This window comes from Pseudomonas sp. UBA3149, from assembly GCF_002364655.1.
GTDB classification, from domain to species: Bacteria; Pseudomonadota; Gammaproteobacteria; order Pseudomonadales; family Pseudomonadaceae; genus Chryseomonas; species Chryseomonas luteola.
Genome location: NZ_DEYV01000036.1, coordinates 1 through 19,682, shown reverse-complemented (window position 1 = coordinate 19,682; position 19,682 = coordinate 1). Strand labels below are relative to the sequence as shown.

Below are 19,682 nucleotides of genomic sequence, written 5' to 3'. Positions count from 1 at the left end.
CATGCCACGTAGCTCAAAAGCGCCAATCCCGGAAATCAGTATCGAGCCTGCCAGCGCCAGCCAGATGACCAGCTTTCCGGAACCCATGGTCAACTCGTTACCGCGCGCTACCATAACCCCCTGATAGACCGTCATCAGTACTGGCGCAGCCATCAAACAAGTAGCCAAAAACAGGAGCGCCATGTACTCGGCCTTTTGCCACAACCTGTTTGTGAATATCAGGTTGAACTGGTAGGTGACGGACGCGCCCATCATGATCGAGCATGCAAGTAGATACACTGTATTTCCCTATTTCTGATTCTGATCTTTGATAGCCAGGGCAATAGTGCCCAGCAGCAGTACCGCTGCAGCGAGGTTAAGCGCCACAAGCAGGCCCATCGACATTAACCAGGTGAACACAAACTCAATGCAGTCCACAGCGCCTGAGGCGCCACTGTCACAGACCTGAGACTGCTCAGCCAGCACGGCAAAGATGGTTTCGTAGTAGGCCAATTCCCATACGAAAAACGCAACAGGCATCAAGATGAGCAATGCCAGAAAGGGGCCTGACCCTGTTCTGCTGGTATCAGCCTGCTCTGCTTTGTACTCAATGCTTTCGTTCAAGGCTGCAATCCCCTGTCTATTCAAGCCTTCGTTCAGGCTGGCGATTGATGCTGAGTACGGATCTGACCCACCAGATCATCGAGGCCGATTGGTACTTCCATCGGGGCCTGGACTCGGATTTCAAAGCTACCCCTGATGATGCTGCGATGCAGCGTGGCATTGCTGCGAAGCCACCGATAGTTGGCAACCTCAGTCCTTAACCCTTCTCGCCCTTCGTAGTGAGCCTTCAGTTCCTTCTCTTTCTGCTCCAGATCCTGTTCCTTGCGTGCAAGCGCCAATCGGAGCCGCGCACACTCAGCCTCCAATTCGGCAACTCTCAAACTGACTGGCCTGACCTGAGCGATAGACTTGCCATGCTGTTGAATTGAGATGTCTCCTACTGGCAAAGCCGAAATTGCACTGTTGTTCATGATTACTCCCGGTGGTTTGTTTAAGTTGTTTTCGAGTCGACTGATCGGTGAGTGCTACTGCTCTTTCAGGCCTGGTCACTCCTTGAGCGGCTTGGCTTTGGCAATGGTTTCGCCGCGCTGGTGAATCATCATGGCCAGGTTGGCGACATCAACGGGATCGCCTTTCTCGACATGTTCCCGGAGCATCTGAGAAAGCATGGCATTGCTGCACTGGGACCTGTCTTCCCAGCCGCCTCTGCCTTGCGTGCGCTTTTGCGCCAGCTTGATTTGCATGACCCGAGCAAATCTTTCCACTGCCATATCGTCCGGATGTTGCTCAGCTTCCTTGCTCACGTGCAGTACATAAACAGGACCATGGCGGTCCAACCAGTCCTGCACATCCCCACCGGACCACATCTTGCGCAGCATGGTAGGAAAGCGCAGCGGAACCAGTTTCGTTTGTTCAGCCGGCTCGGCTGATATCTCACCCACAGATGCTTTAGTGTTCATGGTTGCTCCTCGTGTGGAGTGGCAGGGATTATCTCTGGATTTGTGAATTTCTAGCCCGATCGAACCGCTCAGTAACTATCTTGCCCAGTGCGGCCATGCATAGAAGGAAAAGCGATAGAAGTGCACCCAACAGCGCTACGGCCATGATGCAGCTGACCGCAACAACGACATAGCCGGGCTCCAATATCCCCTCAAACCAACTGAGGGCCAGTTGCGCTGGATCAAGCTTGAAATAGGTGGCGACGGTTGTGATCAGGTAGCCCACTCCATAAAGAACAGCCCACAGCCCATAGAGGACGCCCCATAGAGCGGCTACACCGCCCACCAACGTCCCAATGCCGATGCAGATGTATCGAAAAGTGGACATGACCGCTCTTACCTGCGTGTTTTCAGACAGTTTTGCAGAACATGTCGATCGATTACCTTGCCTAATACCACCACTGCGAAAATAGTCGCCACGAGAACAATAAGGGAGCGGAGTCCAACTGAGGCATAACCCGGCTCCGATATCCCCTCAAAACAACTGCTAGCCAGTTGCACAAGACTGAATCCGAAATGGCTGGCGGCCGCGGTGACCAGGTAGCCCAGTCCATACAACGCGCCCCATAGAGCAGCGCATGTCCCAAGACCGATGCAGATGTATCTGAAAATTGTCATTGCCATCTCCTATCTCCGTGTCTTCAGCGTCATGCAGTAGAAGCAGGTCGCGATGAACAGACCGATCAGATAGCGAACCAGGTCAGGCGTGTCCACGGTTGAGAGCACGTAGGCCACCAGGCCAAAGGCGGCAACGGTCAGTACGCAGCGCATAATGGCGGCGGAAAGCGTGTCGGTGACCGCCAAACAAAGCCCGCCATGACGATGCCCAGCAAGGCAAAAAGCGAGATCAGCCATTCAGGAATAAACAGGTTCAGCTCGCCACCTGGTGTCATCTGCCACATGGAAAGAGTCAAAGATGCGGCCACTAACGTAATTGACCCTGCCAGCGGATACAGCCATTTGCGGTTGCGATCAAAGTAATCCGGCTTGTTTTCGGCTGCGGTGATCCTGTCAAAGAGGCTCATGATCAGTTTTCTCCGTACGCTTCAGGTTGTAGCCAATGCATGGCCTGTTTCTCGATCCGGTCCTGCAGCTGCCTGACCGAAGTGTTCACGTCTTCACTGCCTGTGAATTCAAGCATCTGCTCGAGCACGATCTTTGCGGCCCTTGCCGCTACCGCACACGCGATGTCATAGCTGCGGGAGCAGGGTTGCTGGGCAGGTCGGTACCATGGCCAGCCGGCACGTGTTCGCTGGCCCGGCATCCACTCGTCCACGGAGCGATCAACCAGACAGAACCACCCCACCGTCCATAAACCCGTGTCGGAGCTCCAGGATGGCAACAGCTTCACGACAACCGTGGCATGGCCGAACTTGCAGCGGTGCTCGCCTTCAAACACGACCGGATCCACGAGAGCTTCCAGCGTTTCCGGAAAAAGCTCTGCGTTGCATTGAATGCTCATCGCTGGACCTCCTGAGCAGTGGGTGTATATCCACCCTCTCACGGGTTTTTCGGGATGCAAGCGGTCTCAATAGTTTTTTCAGGCAAACAAGGCCTCGATCCGCGGCCGAGCCTGCAGAGGCGTTAGACGCTGTGCATGCGTACCCTGGCGGAACTCAATATCAGCCTGCCCTATCGTGCCGCACAGATGCAGCTCAACCACATTGTCAGGCAGCGTGATACCGCGCTCCTCGATCACGCTTCGCGTCTGTTCACACAGGAGAAGAGTGGCGTTATGGCGAGCACACCAGCGCGCAGCAGCTTCTACCTGTTCGGCGGCATTGGGCAGATAGGCCACGTGATCAAATGCAATGAGACGCACACCGATGTGCTCAGGCTCCGACCACGTCCGGTTCTTCGAGCCTAATGGATCAACCAGTAGAGCAACCTTTGGATCAGCCAGAAGTGCCAGGAGCGTTGACTTGCCATAGGCCGTTGGCCCCGTCAGCAGAAAACAGGCCGGTTCCTTTCCTCGAAAGTGAAGATCGAGCTTGTTCAGATGTGTCACGACAATACCTCGCTGGGTTGGGATGCCCTGTTCAGCGATACGGCTGCTGGCAGGGCGTACCTTGGTGATGGCGCGGATCACTCCCCGCCAACGATCCATGCGGTGAGCATGGGCAGCATGACCGTACAGATGCCGGTCAGGGTCAGTGCTTCAGGAATACCAATACCAATAGCCATAACAGCCTCCTTCTCTCGTTTTATGGGGTGGGTGACACAGTGTGTAGTGCAGAGCGTGCATCCCAGCAGACGAGCACCAGCTCGCCCGGGATGGCCACTTTCAGATACCGGCGCAGAAGTTCATCGCGGCGGTCGTTGAAGACATTGCGCACACCACCGCGCAACAGCGTGGCGATGCCGCATGAAAGCCCAACGGCCAGCATGACGACAGATGTCAGCGGGGATGCCACCAGAGCCGGCAGGCCACGGGAGATCAATAACTGGAAGTCGTCTGGCGCCAGCAGGCCAAGGCCCAGCAGCGCCCAGAAGGCAAAGAGGGGCACAGCCATGACAAACAGGGTGAACATGCGTAAGGCATACTTGAGTATTTCAACGGCTTGCGCCAGATACAGGCGCCGGTCACGGCGGCTCTGCTGGATCAGCCACTGATAGCGGCTGTCCTCGATCCGGCCAACCCGTACACCATTGATTAGCACGGTCCAGATCAGTTCTCGTGATGCGGTCATGACTAAATCCTCTGCTAGAGTCCAGGTGTGCACTCGATATCGCCAAGCGGCGTGGTCAATTGCCCGCACAGCGCATGGGTGTTTTTCCAGTTCACGGTGTACGTCAGGGCCACGCTGGGGTTGTTGCGGATGTTCTGCTCGGCGATACGCAGCCGCGATAACTGCTCAGGGGTTGGCGAGGGGTAGGTGTGGCGCCATTCATTCACGAACGCGTTGACGGCTGGATCGTTCAGTGCAGTGAGGCCGACCAGAATGCTGTCCTGCGCTTCATTGCGCTGGGCCGAGTAATTTATCTGCGCTGCCTGCTCTGCATCGCCGCTCCAGAGCCAGATACCCCACGCCAGCAGTGCAACCAGTAGGAATGGCATTACCCGCCCTCACGTCCCCATGAAAAGGACTGCCAGTGTAAAGCGAGGTAAGCCCTAGCCATCGGCGTACTCCCTACCCGCGCGGGTAGGCAGTAGCCGGATTGGTAGTAAATAAATACCTTGATTTTCTGAAATAACCTGCTAGCCGCCTTACCCAAAGCGGCGCTGTACAGAATGTACAAACCTTTTGCCGCCCCGATTAAAAGCGTCCTTAAAGGGTATTTTTGGCTGTACAGCCTGTACCCGTAAAATCCCCCTCTTTAATCTCAAAAAACTTTAAAAATTAATGCCTTAAAGTGCCTTTTCGGCACTTGCATAACCCGATTTCGATGAGACGCTGGATTTAAGAAGCAGGAAGAAAACCCACCGTCTGAACAGAGGTCAGCCATGTCTGAATCGGTCGAAATCAAGCACCTTGCAGTTGCCCGTATCCGCCGCAACTCCAACCAGCCGCGCAAGGGGCGTAATGCCGAGCGCTACGAGGCGTTCAAACAAAGCATCAAGGCTCAGGGCGTCTTGCAGCCGATCCTTGTCCGCCCCGTCAGCAATGATCCCGATCACGACTACGAGGTTGTAGCAGGTGAGACACGCTGGCTGGCGTCCAGTGAGTTGGGCGTGGCGTCGATTCCCTGTCTCGTTCGTGTGCTTAGCGACGACGAAGCTCGCGTGGCGGCTGTGACCGAGAACGTACAGCGCAGCGACATGACGCCGATTGAGGAAGCAAACGCGGCAGCAGCGCTCTTGGTGCAGTGCGAGAACGACCACGACGAGGTGATGCGGCTGCTGGGCTGGAACCGCTCGAAACTGAGCGCCCGTATCCTCCTGACCCATGCCAGCAGTGCGGTGGAAAAGGCGCTACTGGACGGCCAGATCAAGCTCGGCCATGCCGAACTGTTGTGCCCCCTGGAACACCACGATCAGGACATGGTGCTGGCCAAGATTATCGAGGGCAATGTCGGTGTAACCGAAGCGCGGGACCGTCTGATAAAGCTCACCCGCAGGCTCGATCAGGCAGTATTCGATACGGCCAAGTGCGTGGGCTGCTCACACAACTCGTCCTCCTACGCGGACCTGTTTGATACCAGCGTAGGCTCGGGCCAGTGCCAGAACCTCACCTGCTGGGGTGACAAGGTAAAGGCGCATCTGGATGCTGCCCTTGAAGACGCCAAAGCCGAATACGGCACGGTTCACCGCGCCGATCAGGTTCCGGCCAACAGCTACCAGATCATTGCCACAGACGGCAGCAAGGGTGTGGGGCAAGAGCAGGCGACGGCCTGCCTGTCCTGCGCCAGCTACGGCGTCATCCTTGATACCCGCAACGGCAAGGAAGGCTCGCTGGTGGGGCGCTACTGCTTCAACGGAGCCTGTCATGAAGAAAAAGTCAGTGACTACCAAGCGGCAGTGAAGGCGGCAACTCAGCCTGTACCCGCCACCAAGACAACGGCGGGCACGGCTGGCGCTGGCGCAACCTCAATCACAACCGCGTCCAAGGCCAAGCCCTCATCCAGCAAGCCCAAGACGCTTCGCACAGCCCTGCGCCGCGTGGCACACAAGGCCCATGTCAAACTCGCACATGGGCACTTCATCAGTGCTCCGGCCTACGGCTACGCACAGGCTATCTCAAGCGTCGTAAATGACCTGAGCCGCGACATCGAAGCAGGACTTGCAGACAAGATGCTCACGTCAGAAGGTCTTCCCCCGCGCCCCTCAATGGTTCGTGAGCGCGTGAAATGGATTGCTGAACTTGCCCAGCATGACGAGGCCAAGCTCTTGGCCGCACTGGTCCAGCTTTCGGGCCTCGCCTTCTGCCGCACCGTCACCAATGACGAATTTGATAACCATGAATCCGGCCTGTTGGCAGGCGAGCTGATCAAACGGCACAGCCTTGATCCGCGCCAGACGTTCAGCATTACCCGCGAATACTTGGACATTCTGACAAAGGACGAACTGGTAGCGGACTGCGAGCGCTCAGGGTTTATCGCGGCCTACGAAAACGCACACGGCAAGGGGGCATTCAAGAAGCTCACCTCAAGCAAGCGGAAGGAACTGGTCGAGGCCATGCTCCTTCCGCTTGAAGGTTTCACTTGGCAGGGCTACCTCCCCGTCTTCCTCACTCCCGCACCGGCAAAAGCGGCTGACACCAGCCCCTCCGTAGCCGCTTGAACCCATAACTAAAGGAGCCTCACATGACTTTTTTCACCTCCATTGCTAGTGCTGTCACCGCCCAAGGTCGTATTAACATCGAAGCCTCCGGTGCAGGCGAGGGCCGCGTTCGGCTGGTCCTGTCAGCCAACCTCGGCCCTGTCGAGGACAACGCCAGCGACGAGATCAAACAGGTACATGCGCTGATGACCCGCCCGTTGGTAGCCACCGGCACACCGGAAGAACTGGAAGCCGCGCTAACCGCCAAGCTCGCGCAGGTGAGCGCCGTGGTAGCCGAAGGCACCGCCACGCTTGAAGCGCTGCGCCAGATCAGGGAACAGGCCAGCAGCAAGGCCGTCGCGGCTCCTGTACCTGTTACCCCAGCCGCGACCGCACCCGCGCCAACTGAGGACGCCAGTGAGGATGAACGCGAACCTGCCACGCCACCCGCAGTGGCGGAAGACATTCCCTTCTCCATTGGCGACCATTTCTGAGGACACGACCATGCCTGCATCCATTCTCACGCTCACCCGCATTTTCCGTTCCAGCGGCCAAGACCTACCGGACCCGAACCCTGAGCTTTCGCCCGAGGAAGTGTTGCGCCATTACGCACGCAGTTATCCACGCCTGCTAGGGGCAAAAATCATTGATCCCATTATCGAGGGAGACCGCCATGTCTACGAGTTCCGGCAAGCATCGTTTGGAGCCAAAGGTTGATCCACTGGAAATCTTGGACGCATGGGGCAGCGGCGATCTCGCTGCCCACATGGCGTCACGAACCGATGGACTTTCTCTTACTCACCAGCAGATGAAAACGCTATGGGCACTCCTGAACGCTCCATCAGTACCGGGCACTATCCGTTCCCCGCTGCCACGCTAACGCCGCTCATGCTGCCAGCGGTCTCGCTGGCCATGCGCGAGGCGGTCAGCACGGCGTTTGAGACGCATGAATCCTATCGGGTGGATAGTCAAGGCCATGCCCTGCTCTGTCGTGATGCCTTTGACAGCGGGCTGATCGACGCTACCGCGCTGGAAGTGCTGGCGGTGTACCCCAACACCTATGGCCTGCACCTTCTCACGCAGCGTGCGGTCACGGCCATTGAGCAGCGGATGCTGATTCAGAAGAAGGGATTGATTCCAGGAATCAAAAAGCGCGTCAGGCAACTGAGCCAGCCCGTCATTGATGAGCCTTTTGTGGCACGCCTGACCGCCGCCTGCATCCGGCAGGAACTGGTGGAGCTTGAGGATGTAGAGCCTGAGCTTGCAGAGGGGCCAGCGTGTATGCCCCAACTGCTGGCGCTGTGTCAGGCCGCCTTGCAGGACGTACTGATGACCGAGGGAGAAAAGCTCAGGTGGCATTTCGAGGCGACCATCGAGAATGAAAAGTTTGTCCTGTACGCCAGCGAGTTCAACGAGATCAGCCTGTCCATTCCGCTGGACCGTGAGGATTGCCGTGAACTCAATGTGCTGATCTTCAAGACGCTGGATGCGATGAGCTGGTTTCTGGTGCCGTTTCATACCCCCATGAGCTTTATCGGACCTGACGGCGTGTACTCGCATCTGCACAGCGAAGCCTACATGGCAATGAAAGAGAGCCTTGCCGTGTGGGGAGAGGCCGAGCTGCTGGATTATCTCAAGGACACGCCCAGCGAAAACCTGCCGTTTGAAGACTGGGCACTGGGTCTGGACGGCGAGCCTGACGAAGACGCCTATGCGCGCGCCGCCGCGATTCTGCTTGAGCTGCATGACTTTGATCAGCACTGCAATTTCCGTCTGGACCACCGTACAGGCTGTGACCACAAGGCCGAGATGCAAACGCTGATCCGGCAGATAGACGACTCCCTAGCCACCGCCCCCGCCTATGCAGCAGTGCTGGCCACACTCAGGGAAGCGCTTGAAGTGTGCATCGCAGCGGCAGAGTCGGGCTTTGATTTTAACGAGCGCGACTTTGAGACCTCCGCCGAGGACAGCGTGGGCTTTTTCGAGACCCTTTACGCCTCGGTTGCCGGTGTCCGGTTCTCCCTGCTGGAAGACGATGCCCGCGATCACTTCGACGGCTATGCCCAGAACGCCTGTGGGCTGTTTGTTGCATTCCCGCTTTCTCATGAGAGTCTGGAAATGCAGGTATTGCCCGTCCTCAGACGAACCCAGCAATGCCTCTACCTGCTGGACAAACTCGATACCGTACTGGAGGAATTCAAGCATGTTTCATGAGCAGATCAATTCCAAGGCCCTGCTGGTTCACCATCACACGAAAACCGGCAGACTCGACCTCACCAGCCATGAAGTGCTGGCACTGGAAGGCGGCAAACAGTTCACGCTGGGCGCAGGCAGGGCATTCAGCGCATCGGACAAGGAGGCATTGCTGAATCTGTTGCAGGAGGAATCCGGCGAGGCCGAGTTCATAGACCCGAGCATCCTCGTGCGTGGGCGCAACCTGATCGTCTGGTATACACCACGGCAGGTACTGGACATTCCCTTTCCCAACGAGATGATTCGCGCGCCCCTCCCCGGCCTGATCTATGTGGCACAGGCGGGAGTCGAGCTGCGCTGCTTTGCGTTCAAGGGCAGCAACCGCCCTACGCCGGATACCGAGCTGTTTTACCCGCCGCTGGGCAATGTGTATTCCGGTGGCACATTCTGTAGCGGCAACGTCCATCTGCCGCGAGAGATTGAGCTTTCCAACATCCCGCAGTGGCAGCGCTTTGTACTGGAAAGCACCAATACTCATCAGGGCAGTCTTTGCCCGATCAAGGGGCTTGATAGCTTTGCCAAGCTGATCCAGTTCTACCGTGACCTCTCATGCAAGAAGACCTTTCCTGCCGCCAAGCTGGTGCCGGTACTGCGCCGTCAGAATATGCAGGTGCTCACCCTGCGTGAGGCCATTGCTCAGGAGGCTACCCTATGAGCGCTGCCACGCCCCTGTACCCTGAACCCACCGTTTTCAAGACACCCGATCACTGGCGCTCGAAAGCACCGCGCATCGTGGTCATTGGCGCGGGCGGCAATGGCAGTGAGGTCGTGGATACCCTTGCTGCATTCCATCATGCACTGGTCTCGCTGGGTCATCCCGCAGGACTGCACGTCACGATCATTGATGACAGCGTTGTGCGGGAGCCAAATCTGGTGCGCCAGCGCTTCTGGCCCTGTGATCTAGGGCAAAACAAGGCCATAAGCCTTGCCAACCGCTACAACCTGATGCTGGGCCTGTCATGGACGGGCCTTCCCTACCGTTTCCCCTGCAAACAGACCTATTCCGCCATTGAAGGGGCTGACCTGATTATTTCGGCTGTAGACCTGCCTTCGGCTCGCCGTGAGATATCCCGAATCCAGTACGGCAAACGGCTGTGCATGTGGCTGGACCTTGGCAATGGCCACCGCCACGGACAGGCTGTTTTCGGGGCGCTGCATGATCAGAATCGCCGCCGCTATCCGTGTGTGGTGGACGTATTTCCCGAGATCGCTACGCTTGAAGACGATCCACGCAAGTCCTGTTCAGCCGCCGAGTCGATTGCCACACAGGATTGCCTGATTAACCGCGCCGTTACCACCGCAGGGATGAGTATTGTGTGGGAGCTGTTGCGCTACGGCCAGACCAGCAAGCACTGCGTGTCGGTCAATCTGGAAACGGGTGAGCACATGACGGCAGGGTTTCCCTAACGCTTTTTAATTCCAGATACGGTGAACCACCATGCTCAACTCAAACACTACTTCCATCGACGCTCTATCCGAAACCAGCTCATGTGACCTGTGCGCAGGAATCGGAAGGCTACCCACCAACGACCCAGTGGAGTGCTCCCCTGATACAGCACCTTGCCCATTGTGCCTAGCGGCAGGCCGGATCGCTTCCTCCACGCCGCTCAAGTGCTACAGGGTTGGCGAGCACGACTATTTTGCGGCTGAGTCGCCGACGCAGGCGATGGCCTTGATGCGTGAACTGGTAGGTGATGATGACTGGGACTATGAAGTCGAGGAAGTCACGGATGCGTATCTGGACAAGGAATGGGTTGGCGAAGACACGCCCGATGAAGTGTGCGGTACGCTCAGGCAATGGGTGGCAGACGCTACTGAGCCGCAATGGATTGCGGGTACAGAGTGACGCTCTGCAAGATAAAAAGCACAATACCCACAGTTAGAAAGACGAGCGGGATTAGTGTGTTGCATAGGAAGGTTTTGAAAGTTGAAGGTTCGGATTTTGTAGCCAGCGCAATTTGGGAACAGAGGCCGGACGGCTGGACGTGCATTGAGGCAGACCCAACACTGGCATGGCTCAAGGGCCGCAGTGATGTCGGTGTAGGCTGGTTCATGCAGCGCAAGGGCTGGCAGTACTCGTGGGATATTGTCGATTCAAACCAAACTATCCTAGCTACATAGCAAGGAGAGAAACGTGAGCGAACAGACTGGACTGCACTTGAGCTTTGGCTCACCGGATCGGGAATCCATCTGGAAGGCAAGGCCGCTAGGCTTCAAGGCTCGCCACCGCTGGAATGTCCTGAGTGCCTTCATCACCGGCGACATCAGCGCCAGGTCATGCCTGTTCGGACTGAGATATCCGGCAGCGGTTGTTCACCTTGCATCGAAGCGGCCACAGCAAGGGATGATCTGCGTATGTCCAGAAACAGCTCTTTTGAATCAGGCGCTACTCGAAGATTAATGTAGTCATTAGGGCATACCCTAATGACTACGAAAAAATAGCTATCTTTACCTTCCTTTTAGGTCTGCATATGGCGAGATCGACTTAGCATCAGAAGAGCTAAACCAGCGATCCAAACGACCGAAGCCCCATAATTTATACGCTGAAATAAGCCGAAATAATGGCCAGCCTCTAGCGCTTTTCCCATAAGTGGCAAGGTAATCAGAGCTGCTAACGAACAAACTATGGAAAAAAAACTAAAAGGCGTTGACTGCAATAGTCGGCGACCGAGATAACCCCATACAGTGCTGGCCAGGAATAGCGATGCGAACATAACCAGGCCGCTGTAATTGTGAATCGTCTGGCTGGTACTTGGATTCTCAAGACTGCAGCCTACATCGCATGAGAAATAGCCTGTAGAAAAACTGGCTATGCCGTGTATGGCAATGAGCAGTCCAGTAAATACAGCCAGCTTCGACTCTCGAAAGGACTTGCTGACGGCTACACCGAAAATGATGAAGAGGCAACCAAGGGGGTAGTTGTTCATGAGCGGTGAAAGCACATGTGTAGGAGCTCCTCGGGCTCCTAGCTCGCTCATTGCCTGGTTGGTTTGGCTGTAATCTGGATACAGCAGACCTGCAATCATTACTCCTACGAAAAGCCAGAAGGGAATTATGAGTCCGGCACAGTAAGCAGTTTTATAGCGGAAGTAAGACAACGTCGAAGTCCTGTTCGGTAATGGTTTGCTTTTCTCAACCTTTGGCTTGAAGCCGCTCTGAAGAGACCGCTAGAAAACATAGCCCAAAATGCGAGGGTTTGTTTTTAACCATCGCTGTTGTCCTAAAACTACATCCGAAAGCGCGCTGGAGCTGTCCTGCATCGCTGTAGTCGATGTAGTCGCTGGGGTATACCCTAATGACTACACAAAAATAACTACCACCTAAGCCTTCCGTGACAGCTGGAACGTAGTAAGGGTAACCCCTCAACCAGAGAGCTACAGGTCTGCATTTAGTTATACATTTTGTTGAAATATCAAATAAATGTATATATTTTGCGTCGTTTCTTTTGGAGAAACGCTCTCATGGCTAAAGCTGGAGCCCAGCCTCTCAATGAGCACGATCTAGCTTTCAACATTCTTCAAAGTACAGTTCACCTATTAGGTAACGCAGTTGGCCAGCATATCGAGATTGTGCTGCATGACTTGAGGCGACCTGAGCACTCTATTGTCGCGATTGTGAATGGCCACATAACTGGGAGAATAGTGGGTGAGTCCGTTCTAGGCGGACCTCAAAAGGACTTGGGTTTTCGGGTTGTTGCAGAGGCTCTATCAAAGCCTTCAGCGTCTGAGACTGCTCCGTTGATTATTGAAAATTATTTGACCCTCGCTCCAGGTGGCCGCCAGCTTAGGAGCTCTACAGCTGTGTACCGAGACAGTTATGGCCAACCGTTCGCGAGTCTCTGTATTAACTCTGATTTAAGCAACATCGCAGCAGCCCATGCCTGTCTGGGATCATTGCTGGGATTATCAGCAGCTTCCGAGCAGAACAGAGAGCATCCTAAAGGGATGGATCAGTTAATGGCTGAAATTATTCAAGCAGCCTGCCCTAGCGGAGCACTGCGCATGAAGAAAGCTCAAAAGATTGAAGCGGTCCGGGAAATGGAGGATAGGGGATTATTCATCGTCAAGGGCGGAGTAGAAAAAGCGGCAGATGCCCTTGGGGTGACTCGATATACCATCTACAACTACCTGGAGCAAATCCGGGCAGCTCATAGCGATGGCAAATGAAGGGAACAGGAATGGAATTAAGTATTTATCAGGTTGATGCATTTTCTGATCGGCCCTTTGGCGGCAATCCTGCAGCTGTATGCCCTCTTAAACATTGGCTTCCTGAGGCTACATTGCAATCCATTGCAGCGGAGAACAATCTATCCGAAACGGCGTTTACTGTACCTAAAGGGGAAGCCTTTGAGCTGCGTTGGTTTACTCCTAAGGTTGAGGTCGACCTGTGCGGTCATGCAACTCTTGCAGCAGCCTGGGTATTGTTTGACATACTCAAGGAGCCCCAGCAGCAGCTGTGCTTCCTAACACGTAGCGGTGAATTACGAGTTACACGTATAGAAGGCCGTTTGGCTATGGATTTCCCTGCCAAAAGGCCCCAGCCCATGCCAGCTCCCCATGGCTTAATCGAGGCCCTCAGCTTGTCAAACATTGAGGCATTGTACCGAACCGATGACTTTATTGTGGTAGTTAAAGACGAAGCTCAAATAGCCAGCCTTAAACCTGATTTCAATGCGTTGGCTCTATTCGATATTCGGGGTGTGGCAGTAACGGCACCCGGTAGCCAATACGATTTTGTATCACGCTGGTTCGGGCCACGTGTCGGAGTCAATGAGGACCCTGTTACCGGGTCTGCTCATACATCACTTGCTCCATACTGGAGTACACGTCTAGGAAAACGCCTTCTGACTGCTGAACAGGGCGGTGTACGTAAAGGGCAACTCCTGTGTGAGGTCTTAGAAAATGACCGAGTAATCATCAGCGGCTCCGCAAGTCTCTATCTTCGCGGCACCGTTTTTATCTGATTGTGCCTGGCACGTGGCGGGTGGACGGCGTGTTCGGTGATGGTTTGCCTTTCTTAACTTAAGGCTTGCAGCAACATAGAAGAGACCGCTGCAAACATAGCTTAAATCGCCGTAGCCCCCAAAGTCCATGCGAAGGCGTGCTGTGGCTGTCCTGCATCGCTGTAGTCGCTGGGGTATACCCAAATGACTACACAAAAAGCTATAACTTAGCCAAAGACTAGCTAGGATTGAGGGGGTCGGTCTTATGAAAGCAAGGCAGTTTGTATATCACCGAATTTCACTACTTCAGTAGGTCGTACCGCCTCATTGAGTTCTCTACGCCAATATCCTACGTCATGCCATCGGTCGTGCTTGAATCCTACTTCTGGATAGGTACCGATGTGCTTAAAGCCCAGCGCCTCATGAAGGCCGACACTCGCGTTATTGGGTAGGGCAATGCCAGCATAGGCAGCATGAAATCCTTGCTCTGTAAGGATAGGTAGTAAGCCTTGGTAGAGGGATCGCCCTATTCCTTGTCTATGTACTGTTGGGTCTATATAGACCGTAACATCAACAGACCAGCGATACGCTTCTCTGGCCCGATGTTGGCTTGCGTAGGCATAGCCAATAACCCTACCGTTTTGCTCTGCCACCAGATAAGGGTAGGTCGATAAGGTGGTTTCAATCCTATTCGCCATCTCTTGAACTGTCGGAGGTACAAGCTCAAAAGAAATGGCGGTATTCAAAACCATAGGAGCATAGATTGCCTGGATGGCTGAAGCGTCATCTGGTACAGCTACCCTTACTTTGCAGCTCATGCTTTGTCCTTACAATTATCTAATAGTCTCCACGGCTGAATGACATGCCGTTGGCACAAGCGCCGTCGACACGTCTATCCAAGCCCTTATTCATTATAAATCTCGCATTGTTTTGTAAACCAGAACGGCGATTCCTGTCGTTACCCTATTAGAGGGGCTGTTCAGGCACTGTAGTCGCTGAGGTATACCTTAGCGACTACAGGCTAAAGGGATTAGCTTTCGTCTAGCCAGATATTAAAAAGCCGCTAGATCTTCGTTTTCCCTATTGAATGTATAGTCGGAGCACACGTTTAAAAAGGACTGACCTAAGTGCTGCGCTACATCTCAGGTATCTCCACGTTGTTTCTCATGTGCTCAGCAGTCCAGGCGGGAACGCTATGTACCCTCATTGCTGACGCGCATACGCAGGAAGTCATTGTGAAAAAGGGTGAATGTAGTCAGCGTGTCACTCCGGCCTCCACATTCAAAATTGCCTTGAGTCTGATGGGTTACGACTCTGGCTTTCTGAAAGACGCAACCACACCAACACTGGCATATAAGACAGGCGATCCGGATTGGGGCGGCGCGATGTGGTTGCGCCCAACCAACCCTAACGACTGGATTAAATACTCTGTTGTCTGGTACTCACAAAGGATTACTCATCATCTGGGAGAGCCGCGGATAAGTGATTACGCTCAAGCCTTTGGATTCGGGAATGCAGACATCTCGGGAGATCCAGGCAAACAAAACGGTCTTGATCGGGCATGGATTAGTTCATCATTAAAAATATCACCTGTTGAACAGGTAGATTTCCTGACGAAGCTCGTAAATAGACAGCTTCCTGTGTCTCAACACGCTGTAGAAATGACCTCACGTATTACAGAGGTTGCCCAGCTACCTGGCGGCTGGGAAGTGCACGGAAAGACAGGAACAGCCTTCCCACGTGACGCAAACGGCGCATCTGACGAGGCACATGGCTATGGCTGGTTTGTTGGATGGGCCACGAAGGGTAACCAGACGCTGGTGTTTACTCGTTTAAGACAGGATGAACAGGCGGACCCAATGCCAGCAGGAAAACGAGTACGTGATGAAATACTTGCAGAGTGGCCAGAGATTACAGCGTCCTATAGCAACTAGTCTCTAATACAAAGCGCCGCCATAAAGTAATGGTGGTTCTAACCATTGGCAAACTTCATAGCCTATCAGGCGGTAATAGTTATTTCTGTGTATTCATTAGGGTGTACCCCAGCGGTAACAGCGAGCAGCTATCGTCTGGGTGTAGCGATAAATAGGCAGGGGAACTTAAACGACTACACCGCCTATTCGCTACACCTAACGACTACACTCAACCACCTGATTTTGCCCTCAAGCTGGAAGATTATTCCCTTTCAATAGATGATGCCATTTAGATGGCATTTGTTTGGATACTTGCGCGTACCTCGTCCAAATACACGCTTTCTCGCTTAACGAGGCATGCTCGCTGTGCTCCTTTGCATAAGGTGAAGCATTGACGGGAACTGTATGCATGGCCATGCTGTATAAAAATACACACAACCATGTCGCTCGGATGTCGTCATGCAAACCCACTCCATCACCCTTCTAGGCCCGCTTTCGGCCACGGATTTAACCCTCCCGCTTTATGGGTATCGCGTTCCGGCAGGCTTTCCCAGTCCTGCCCAGGACCACATCGAGGAACGCATATCGCTGGACCATCTGCTTGAGATCCAGGCACCCCATACCTACCTGGTGCGTGCCCATGGCGACAGCATGATTGGGAGTGGTATCCACGACGGTGACCTGCTGGTCGTTGATCGATCAGCTGATGCAGTACAGGGTGACGTGATCATTGCCGCCATCAATGGCGAGCCTGTAGTCAAGCGACTTGGAAAGGTTGGCGAAACGCTGGCGCTTCTTTCCGATAATCCTCTCTACCAGCCCCGGCTGATCCTTGAAGGCGACGACCTTGAGGTGTGGGGCGTTGTGCGGTGCAGTCTGCGGACTCATCGCGGTCATGTTTGATAAAATCTATTGTCTGGCAGATTGCAATAGCTTTTACGCATCGTGCGAGAGAGTATTCAGGCCTGATTTAAAACACACTCCGATTGTCGTCTTAAGCAATAACGACTCCTGCGTAATTGCTCGTTGCGCCCTGGCCAAGAAATTAGGGATCAAGATGGGAGCGCCCTATTTCCAGATCAGGGACGAGCTAAAACGCCTTGGAGTTCAAGTGTTTAGCTCCAATTATGCGCTTTATGCCGACCTTAGCGCTCGGGTCATATCATGTATAGAATCTATTAGCCCTGCCTGTGAGATATATTCTATAGATGAAATATTCCTAGATCTATCAGGAATACAGGAATGCCCTGAGAAACTTGGCAGGGAAATCAAGGCGCGGGTGTACAAATGTACCGGCATCCCTATAGGTGTTGGGATCAGTACCACCAAGACGCTGGCCAAGCTGGCCAACCACGCAGCCAAACGTTGGTACAAGTCCACCGGTGGGGTACTGGATCTACGCGACCCCGACCGGCGCAACCGGGCGCTGCAGCACATCGATGTCGGTGACGTCTGGGGCGTTGGGCGACGGCTTGAGGAAAAGCTCAAGCTGTTGGGCATCGAGAAGGCATGGGACCTCGCCCAGTACGACGCCTGGTCGATTCGCAAGATGTTTAGCGTCGTGTTGGAAAAGACAGTGCGCGAGCTGCGCGGCATCTCGTGCATCGATCTGGAGGAAGTGGCACCCCCCAAGCAGATGATCTGCACATCCAGGATGTTTGGCCAGCGCCAGTACACCTTTTCCGCGCTGGCCGAATCGGTGGCCAGCTACACGGCTCGGGCGGCAGAAAAGCTAAGAGCGCAGCAGTCGCTCTGCCAGGTCATGCGTGTAGGCATTCAGACGGGTATGCACGGCCCGCCGGAGGAGCGCTACTCCAATGGAGTCATCCTGAACCTGCCCTACCCCACCGATGACACCCGTGTACTGGTCCAGTACGCCTTGCACGGCCTGAAACACATCTACCGCGAAGGCTATGGCTACGCCAAATCCGAGATCCTGCTCATGGACTTAAAGCAGCGTGGCGAGTACTCCATGGACCTGTTCCAGCCCGAGCAGTCAGCTGGGGCCGATCGGCTCATGAGTACCATGGACAGCATCAACCGCAAGTTCGGCAAAGGCATGCTTCGCCCTGCGCGTATTACGGCTCAACCCGGCTGGGCCATGCGGCGCGAGCTGATGAGCCAGAGCTACACCACCCGGCTGGATCAGCTTTGGACGGTGCGTAGTTGAGAGAGTCGCTTCGACCAAAGATCGAGAGAATGTACGGTCAGCCTTCCTGCGGAACCGTCCAGAAGATCTGGACATTGCCATCATCGCGAAAAGCCAGGGTCACGTTGTCAGTGTCACCCAATTCCTCCATGACTCGATCCCAGGCGTCATCCGGATCGCTTTCCAGTCGTTCAAGCAGGGCTGTTTTAGAACGTTGAGCCGCTGGACTGTTAATCACGCGCTGAAGACGCATCGCCAGGACTTCATAGGGTTTGGGAGCAGGTGGAGCCGACGCAGTTTTCTTTGCCATGTGTACAACCCATACTGTATGCATTTACAGTATTGCATGCCTCGCATCTAGATCAAGCTATTTCACGGGCAGCTCCTGAGCGCCAGGAACCAAGCAACCCGTGTTCACTCTGTACGTGGCTTTCCGCTCACCAGCCGGTTCAGCTCGGTGCGAACCATGTTGCGATACTGCTGCGGCTCAAGCGCCTCGATCTGGGCGTCTGCCCAGGCCCGAAAGCCCGCCTTGCGTTTTTCCTTCTCGCTGAAAATCCTCCCCGCCTCGGCATAGCTGCGCTCGCGATTCTGCTGCCAGAAGGCAAACATCTCGGCCTTTTGGGCTTCAAGTGCGGCTCGATACTCGGCTGGGTGATTGGCAAGGTTCAAGGACAGTGTAGGGCTGGCGCTGGACGTGATTTCCATAGGTTTAGGGACTCCTGATACAAGCGGCCCAATCATACCTGCCTCTACTGCAAAGGACGTGCAGCTTGTCTGAACCCAGCGCTCCGAATGCTGCGTGGGCGAACTTGCATCACTCAAATTCCATGAGACCTTGGGTATATAGCCAAGGAGAACATCATGTGCACACGCCCCGCCGTAATCGTCCAAAAGGTCCTGAATTCGAGAGGTGATATCAGCCATTGCCGTATCCAGATAGGCCCAGCTACCCTTATTGCCCCGTTCAGCGAGAGCTTCGAAGCACTCGAAGCCAGGGTTAAAAAGGCTACCGGGATCGAGCTGACAGTGGCTGAGGTTATGGCCGTTACAGCGGCATCCCGTGAACAGATGGAACGAGAGGCGTTGCGACTGAAAGAAGCGCTACTACCGTTGCCCCCAGGAACCGTGGCCAATGTGGAGGATGGGCTGTTTTTCTGGATCAATACCCGAGGCGAGCTGGTATGGGCTGACTGCATACCCGGTCAGGACAATCCGGCTCAGGTCTACCCAGGGCTGATCACCTGCATTGACGAAATCGACACGCACGAACTGTATGCTATCGCGCAGAGCATCCGTATGTGGCTGGCCATCCCTGCGTTTATTCATGTTGATGCGGGCTGGTTAATCCGTACTGAGATCAATAAGACCCTTACCGAAAGGCGCGAAAGGCCCCGTACTTTTAGTGCGGGGATGGATAGCGCGGGCAGCGAAGCGGCCCTACAATCACCGTATCCATATCTATTGATGGCGTAATGTTACATACCAAGACTCTCAAAGTTCGAGTTCGAGACAAGCACGCTCCTTTGCTCTGGCAGATGGCGCGTAGCGTTAATTTTGTCTGGAACTACCTAAACGAACTTAGTCAGCGCTACATTCGTGAGCGCGGAGGGTTCTTGTCGGCGTATGACTTGCAGAAGTACACGAACGGATGCGCCAAAGAACTAGGGAAGGTCTGAAGTAG

At 54.6% G+C, this 19,682-nt stretch carries 29 protein-coding genes; 14 read left to right on the top strand and 15 right to left on the bottom strand.

Going from position 1 to position 19,682, the window contains the following annotated elements; translation table 11 throughout:
* The 11 genes from B3729_RS20885 to B3729_RS20835 form a co-directional block, all read right to left on the bottom strand.
* Window positions 1-279, bottom strand: a 279-nt coding sequence (locus B3729_RS20885; protein WP_286788907.1) for a hypothetical protein, incomplete at its 3' end; no start/stop codon positions are given.
* A gap of 9 nt (window positions 280-288) precedes the next feature.
* Complete coding sequence (locus B3729_RS20880) at window positions 289-603, bottom strand: hypothetical protein (RefSeq protein ID WP_286788906.1); 315 nt, start codon at window positions 601-603, stop codon at window positions 289-291.
* Window positions 604-635: 32 nt separating this feature from the next.
* Window positions 636-1,013 (bottom strand): hypothetical protein, encoded by a 378-nt coding sequence (locus B3729_RS20875; protein WP_073450569.1) that lies wholly within the window; start codon window positions 1,011-1,013, stop codon window positions 636-638.
* 75 nt (window positions 1,014-1,088) lie between these two features.
* Complete coding sequence (locus tag B3729_RS20870) at window positions 1,089-1,502, bottom strand: hypothetical protein (protein ID WP_219652878.1); 414 nt, start codon at window positions 1,500-1,502, stop codon at window positions 1,089-1,091.
* 28 nt (window positions 1,503-1,530) lie between these two features.
* Complete coding sequence (locus B3729_RS20865) at window positions 1,531-1,869, bottom strand: hypothetical protein (RefSeq protein WP_286788905.1); 339 nt, start codon at window positions 1,867-1,869, stop codon at window positions 1,531-1,533.
* An 8-nt stretch (window positions 1,870-1,877) separates the two neighbouring features.
* Window positions 1,878-2,159: a hypothetical protein gene (locus B3729_RS20860; RefSeq protein ID WP_286788904.1), complete on the bottom strand. Its 282-nt coding sequence runs from the start codon at window positions 2,157-2,159 to the stop codon at window positions 1,878-1,880.
* Window positions 2,160-2,296: 137 nt separating this feature from the next.
* Entirely contained in the window at window positions 2,297-2,566 is a 270-nt protein-coding gene (locus B3729_RS20855) for a hypothetical protein (protein WP_286788903.1), read from the bottom strand.
* Between the two features lie 2 nt (window positions 2,567-2,568).
* Window positions 2,569-3,003 (bottom strand): hypothetical protein, encoded by a 435-nt coding sequence (locus B3729_RS20850; protein ID WP_286788902.1) that lies wholly within the window; start codon window positions 3,001-3,003, stop codon window positions 2,569-2,571.
* Window positions 3,004-3,081: 78 nt separating this feature from the next.
* Window positions 3,082-3,648, bottom strand: coding sequence for a hypothetical protein (locus B3729_RS20845; RefSeq protein ID WP_286788901.1), 567 nt, complete (start codon window positions 3,646-3,648; stop codon window positions 3,082-3,084).
* Window positions 3,649-3,745: 97 nt separating this feature from the next.
* Window positions 3,746-4,231, bottom strand: coding sequence for a hypothetical protein (locus B3729_RS20840; RefSeq protein ID WP_286788900.1), 486 nt, complete (start codon window positions 4,229-4,231; stop codon window positions 3,746-3,748).
* 14 nt (window positions 4,232-4,245) lie between these two features.
* Complete coding sequence (locus B3729_RS20835; RefSeq protein ID WP_286788899.1) at window positions 4,246-4,599, bottom strand: hypothetical protein; 354 nt, start codon at window positions 4,597-4,599, stop codon at window positions 4,246-4,248.
* Between the two features lie 387 nt (window positions 4,600-4,986).
* Between B3729_RS20835 and B3729_RS20830 the strand changes: the two genes are divergently transcribed.
* The 8 genes from B3729_RS20830 to B3729_RS20795 all read left to right on the top strand — a co-directional run bounded on the left by B3729_RS20830 (window position 4,987) and on the right by B3729_RS20795 (window position 11,395).
* Complete coding sequence (locus tag B3729_RS20830) at window positions 4,987-6,762, top strand: PRTRC system ParB family protein (protein ID WP_286788898.1); 1,776 nt, start codon at window positions 4,987-4,989, stop codon at window positions 6,760-6,762.
* A gap of 23 nt (window positions 6,763-6,785) precedes the next feature.
* The gene (locus B3729_RS20825; protein WP_125890006.1) at window positions 6,786-7,235 is read left to right on the top strand and encodes a PRTRC system protein E; all 450 of its coding nucleotides are present in this window, start codon (window positions 6,786-6,788) and stop codon (window positions 7,233-7,235) included.
* A gap of 10 nt (window positions 7,236-7,245) precedes the next feature.
* Window positions 7,246-7,458 (top strand): PRTRC system protein C, encoded by a 213-nt coding sequence (locus tag B3729_RS20820; RefSeq protein WP_019367245.1) that lies wholly within the window; start codon window positions 7,246-7,248, stop codon window positions 7,456-7,458.
* A gap of 102 nt (window positions 7,459-7,560) precedes the next feature.
* Complete coding sequence (locus B3729_RS20815) at window positions 7,561-8,955, top strand: hypothetical protein (RefSeq protein ID WP_286788897.1); 1,395 nt, start codon at window positions 7,561-7,563, stop codon at window positions 8,953-8,955.
* Window positions 8,945-9,649 carry a hypothetical protein gene (locus B3729_RS20810; RefSeq protein WP_286788896.1) on the top strand — a complete coding sequence of 235 codons (705 nt, stop codon included), beginning with the start codon at window positions 8,945-8,947 and terminating at the stop codon, window positions 9,647-9,649. Before B3729_RS20815 ends, B3729_RS20810 begins: the two co-directional genes overlap by 11 nt.
* A complete protein-coding gene (locus B3729_RS20805; protein WP_286788895.1) occupies window positions 9,646-10,401 on the top strand; it encodes a PRTRC system ThiF family protein in 756 nt (251 codons plus the stop codon). Before B3729_RS20810 ends, B3729_RS20805 begins: the two co-directional genes overlap by 4 nt.
* A 31-nt stretch (window positions 10,402-10,432) precedes the next feature.
* Complete coding sequence (locus B3729_RS20800; protein WP_286788894.1) at window positions 10,433-10,840, top strand: hypothetical protein; 408 nt, start codon at window positions 10,433-10,435, stop codon at window positions 10,838-10,840.
* A 288-nt stretch (window positions 10,841-11,128) separates the two neighbouring features.
* Entirely contained in the window at window positions 11,129-11,395 is a 267-nt protein-coding gene (locus B3729_RS20795; protein WP_286788893.1) for a hypothetical protein, read from the top strand.
* Between the two features lie 58 nt (window positions 11,396-11,453).
* On the opposite strand, the gene B3729_RS20790 is transcribed toward B3729_RS20795, so the two are convergent.
* Window positions 11,454-12,092 carry a DUF998 domain-containing protein gene (locus tag B3729_RS20790; RefSeq protein WP_125889999.1) on the bottom strand — a complete coding sequence of 213 codons (639 nt, stop codon included), beginning with the start codon at window positions 12,090-12,092 and terminating at the stop codon, window positions 11,454-11,456.
* A 363-nt stretch (window positions 12,093-12,455) separates the two neighbouring features.
* Here B3729_RS20790 and B3729_RS20785 point away from each other — a divergent pair, with 363 nt between their 5' ends.
* Both B3729_RS20785 and B3729_RS20780 read left to right on the top strand, forming a co-directional pair.
* Window positions 12,456-13,160, top strand: coding sequence for a helix-turn-helix transcriptional regulator (locus B3729_RS20785; RefSeq protein WP_286788892.1), 705 nt, complete (start codon window positions 12,456-12,458; stop codon window positions 13,158-13,160).
* 11 nt (window positions 13,161-13,171) lie between these two features.
* On the top strand, window positions 13,172-13,957 hold the full coding sequence (locus B3729_RS20780; protein ID WP_286788891.1) for a PhzF family phenazine biosynthesis protein: 786 nt from the start codon (window positions 13,172-13,174) through the stop codon (window positions 13,955-13,957).
* A 242-nt stretch (window positions 13,958-14,199) separates the two neighbouring features.
* Here B3729_RS20780 and B3729_RS20775 read toward each other — a convergent pair whose 3' ends face one another.
* Window positions 14,200-14,754, bottom strand: a complete 555-nt coding sequence (locus B3729_RS20775; protein WP_125889998.1) for an arsinothricin resistance N-acetyltransferase ArsN1 family B — start codon at window positions 14,752-14,754, stop codon at window positions 14,200-14,202.
* 312 nt (window positions 14,755-15,066) lie between these two features.
* Here B3729_RS20775 and blaOXA point away from each other — a divergent pair, with 312 nt between their 5' ends.
* The 3 genes from blaOXA (at window position 15,067) to umuC (ending at window position 18,019) form a co-directional block, all read left to right on the top strand.
* A complete protein-coding gene (blaOXA, locus tag B3729_RS20770) occupies window positions 15,067-15,870 on the top strand; it encodes a class D beta-lactamase (protein ID WP_409567451.1) in 804 nt (267 codons plus the stop codon).
* Window positions 15,871-16,308: 438 nt separating this feature from the next.
* Window positions 16,309-16,752: a LexA family protein gene (locus B3729_RS20765; protein WP_286788889.1), complete on the top strand. Its 444-nt coding sequence runs from the start codon at window positions 16,309-16,311 to the stop codon at window positions 16,750-16,752.
* Complete coding sequence (umuC, locus tag B3729_RS20760; protein ID WP_286788888.1) at window positions 16,745-18,019, top strand: translesion error-prone DNA polymerase V subunit UmuC; 1,275 nt, start codon at window positions 16,745-16,747, stop codon at window positions 18,017-18,019. Before B3729_RS20765 ends, umuC begins: the two co-directional genes overlap by 8 nt.
* Before the next feature lie 37 nt (window positions 18,020-18,056).
* Here the strand turns inward: umuC and B3729_RS20755 are convergent, their stop codons facing one another.
* A complete protein-coding gene (locus B3729_RS20755; protein ID WP_125889994.1) occupies window positions 18,057-18,308 on the bottom strand; it encodes a DUF1654 domain-containing protein in 252 nt (83 codons plus the stop codon).
* Window positions 18,309-18,412: 104 nt separating this feature from the next.
* Window positions 18,413-18,706 (bottom strand): hypothetical protein, encoded by a 294-nt coding sequence (locus B3729_RS20750; RefSeq protein ID WP_260466474.1) that lies wholly within the window; start codon window positions 18,704-18,706, stop codon window positions 18,413-18,415.
* Between the two features lie 156 nt (window positions 18,707-18,862).
* Between B3729_RS20750 and B3729_RS20745 the strand changes: the two genes are divergently transcribed.
* Entirely contained in the window at window positions 18,863-19,474 is a 612-nt protein-coding gene (locus B3729_RS20745) for a hypothetical protein (RefSeq protein ID WP_125889993.1), read from the top strand.
* The last annotated feature ends 208 nt before the right edge of the window (window positions 19,475-19,682 follow it).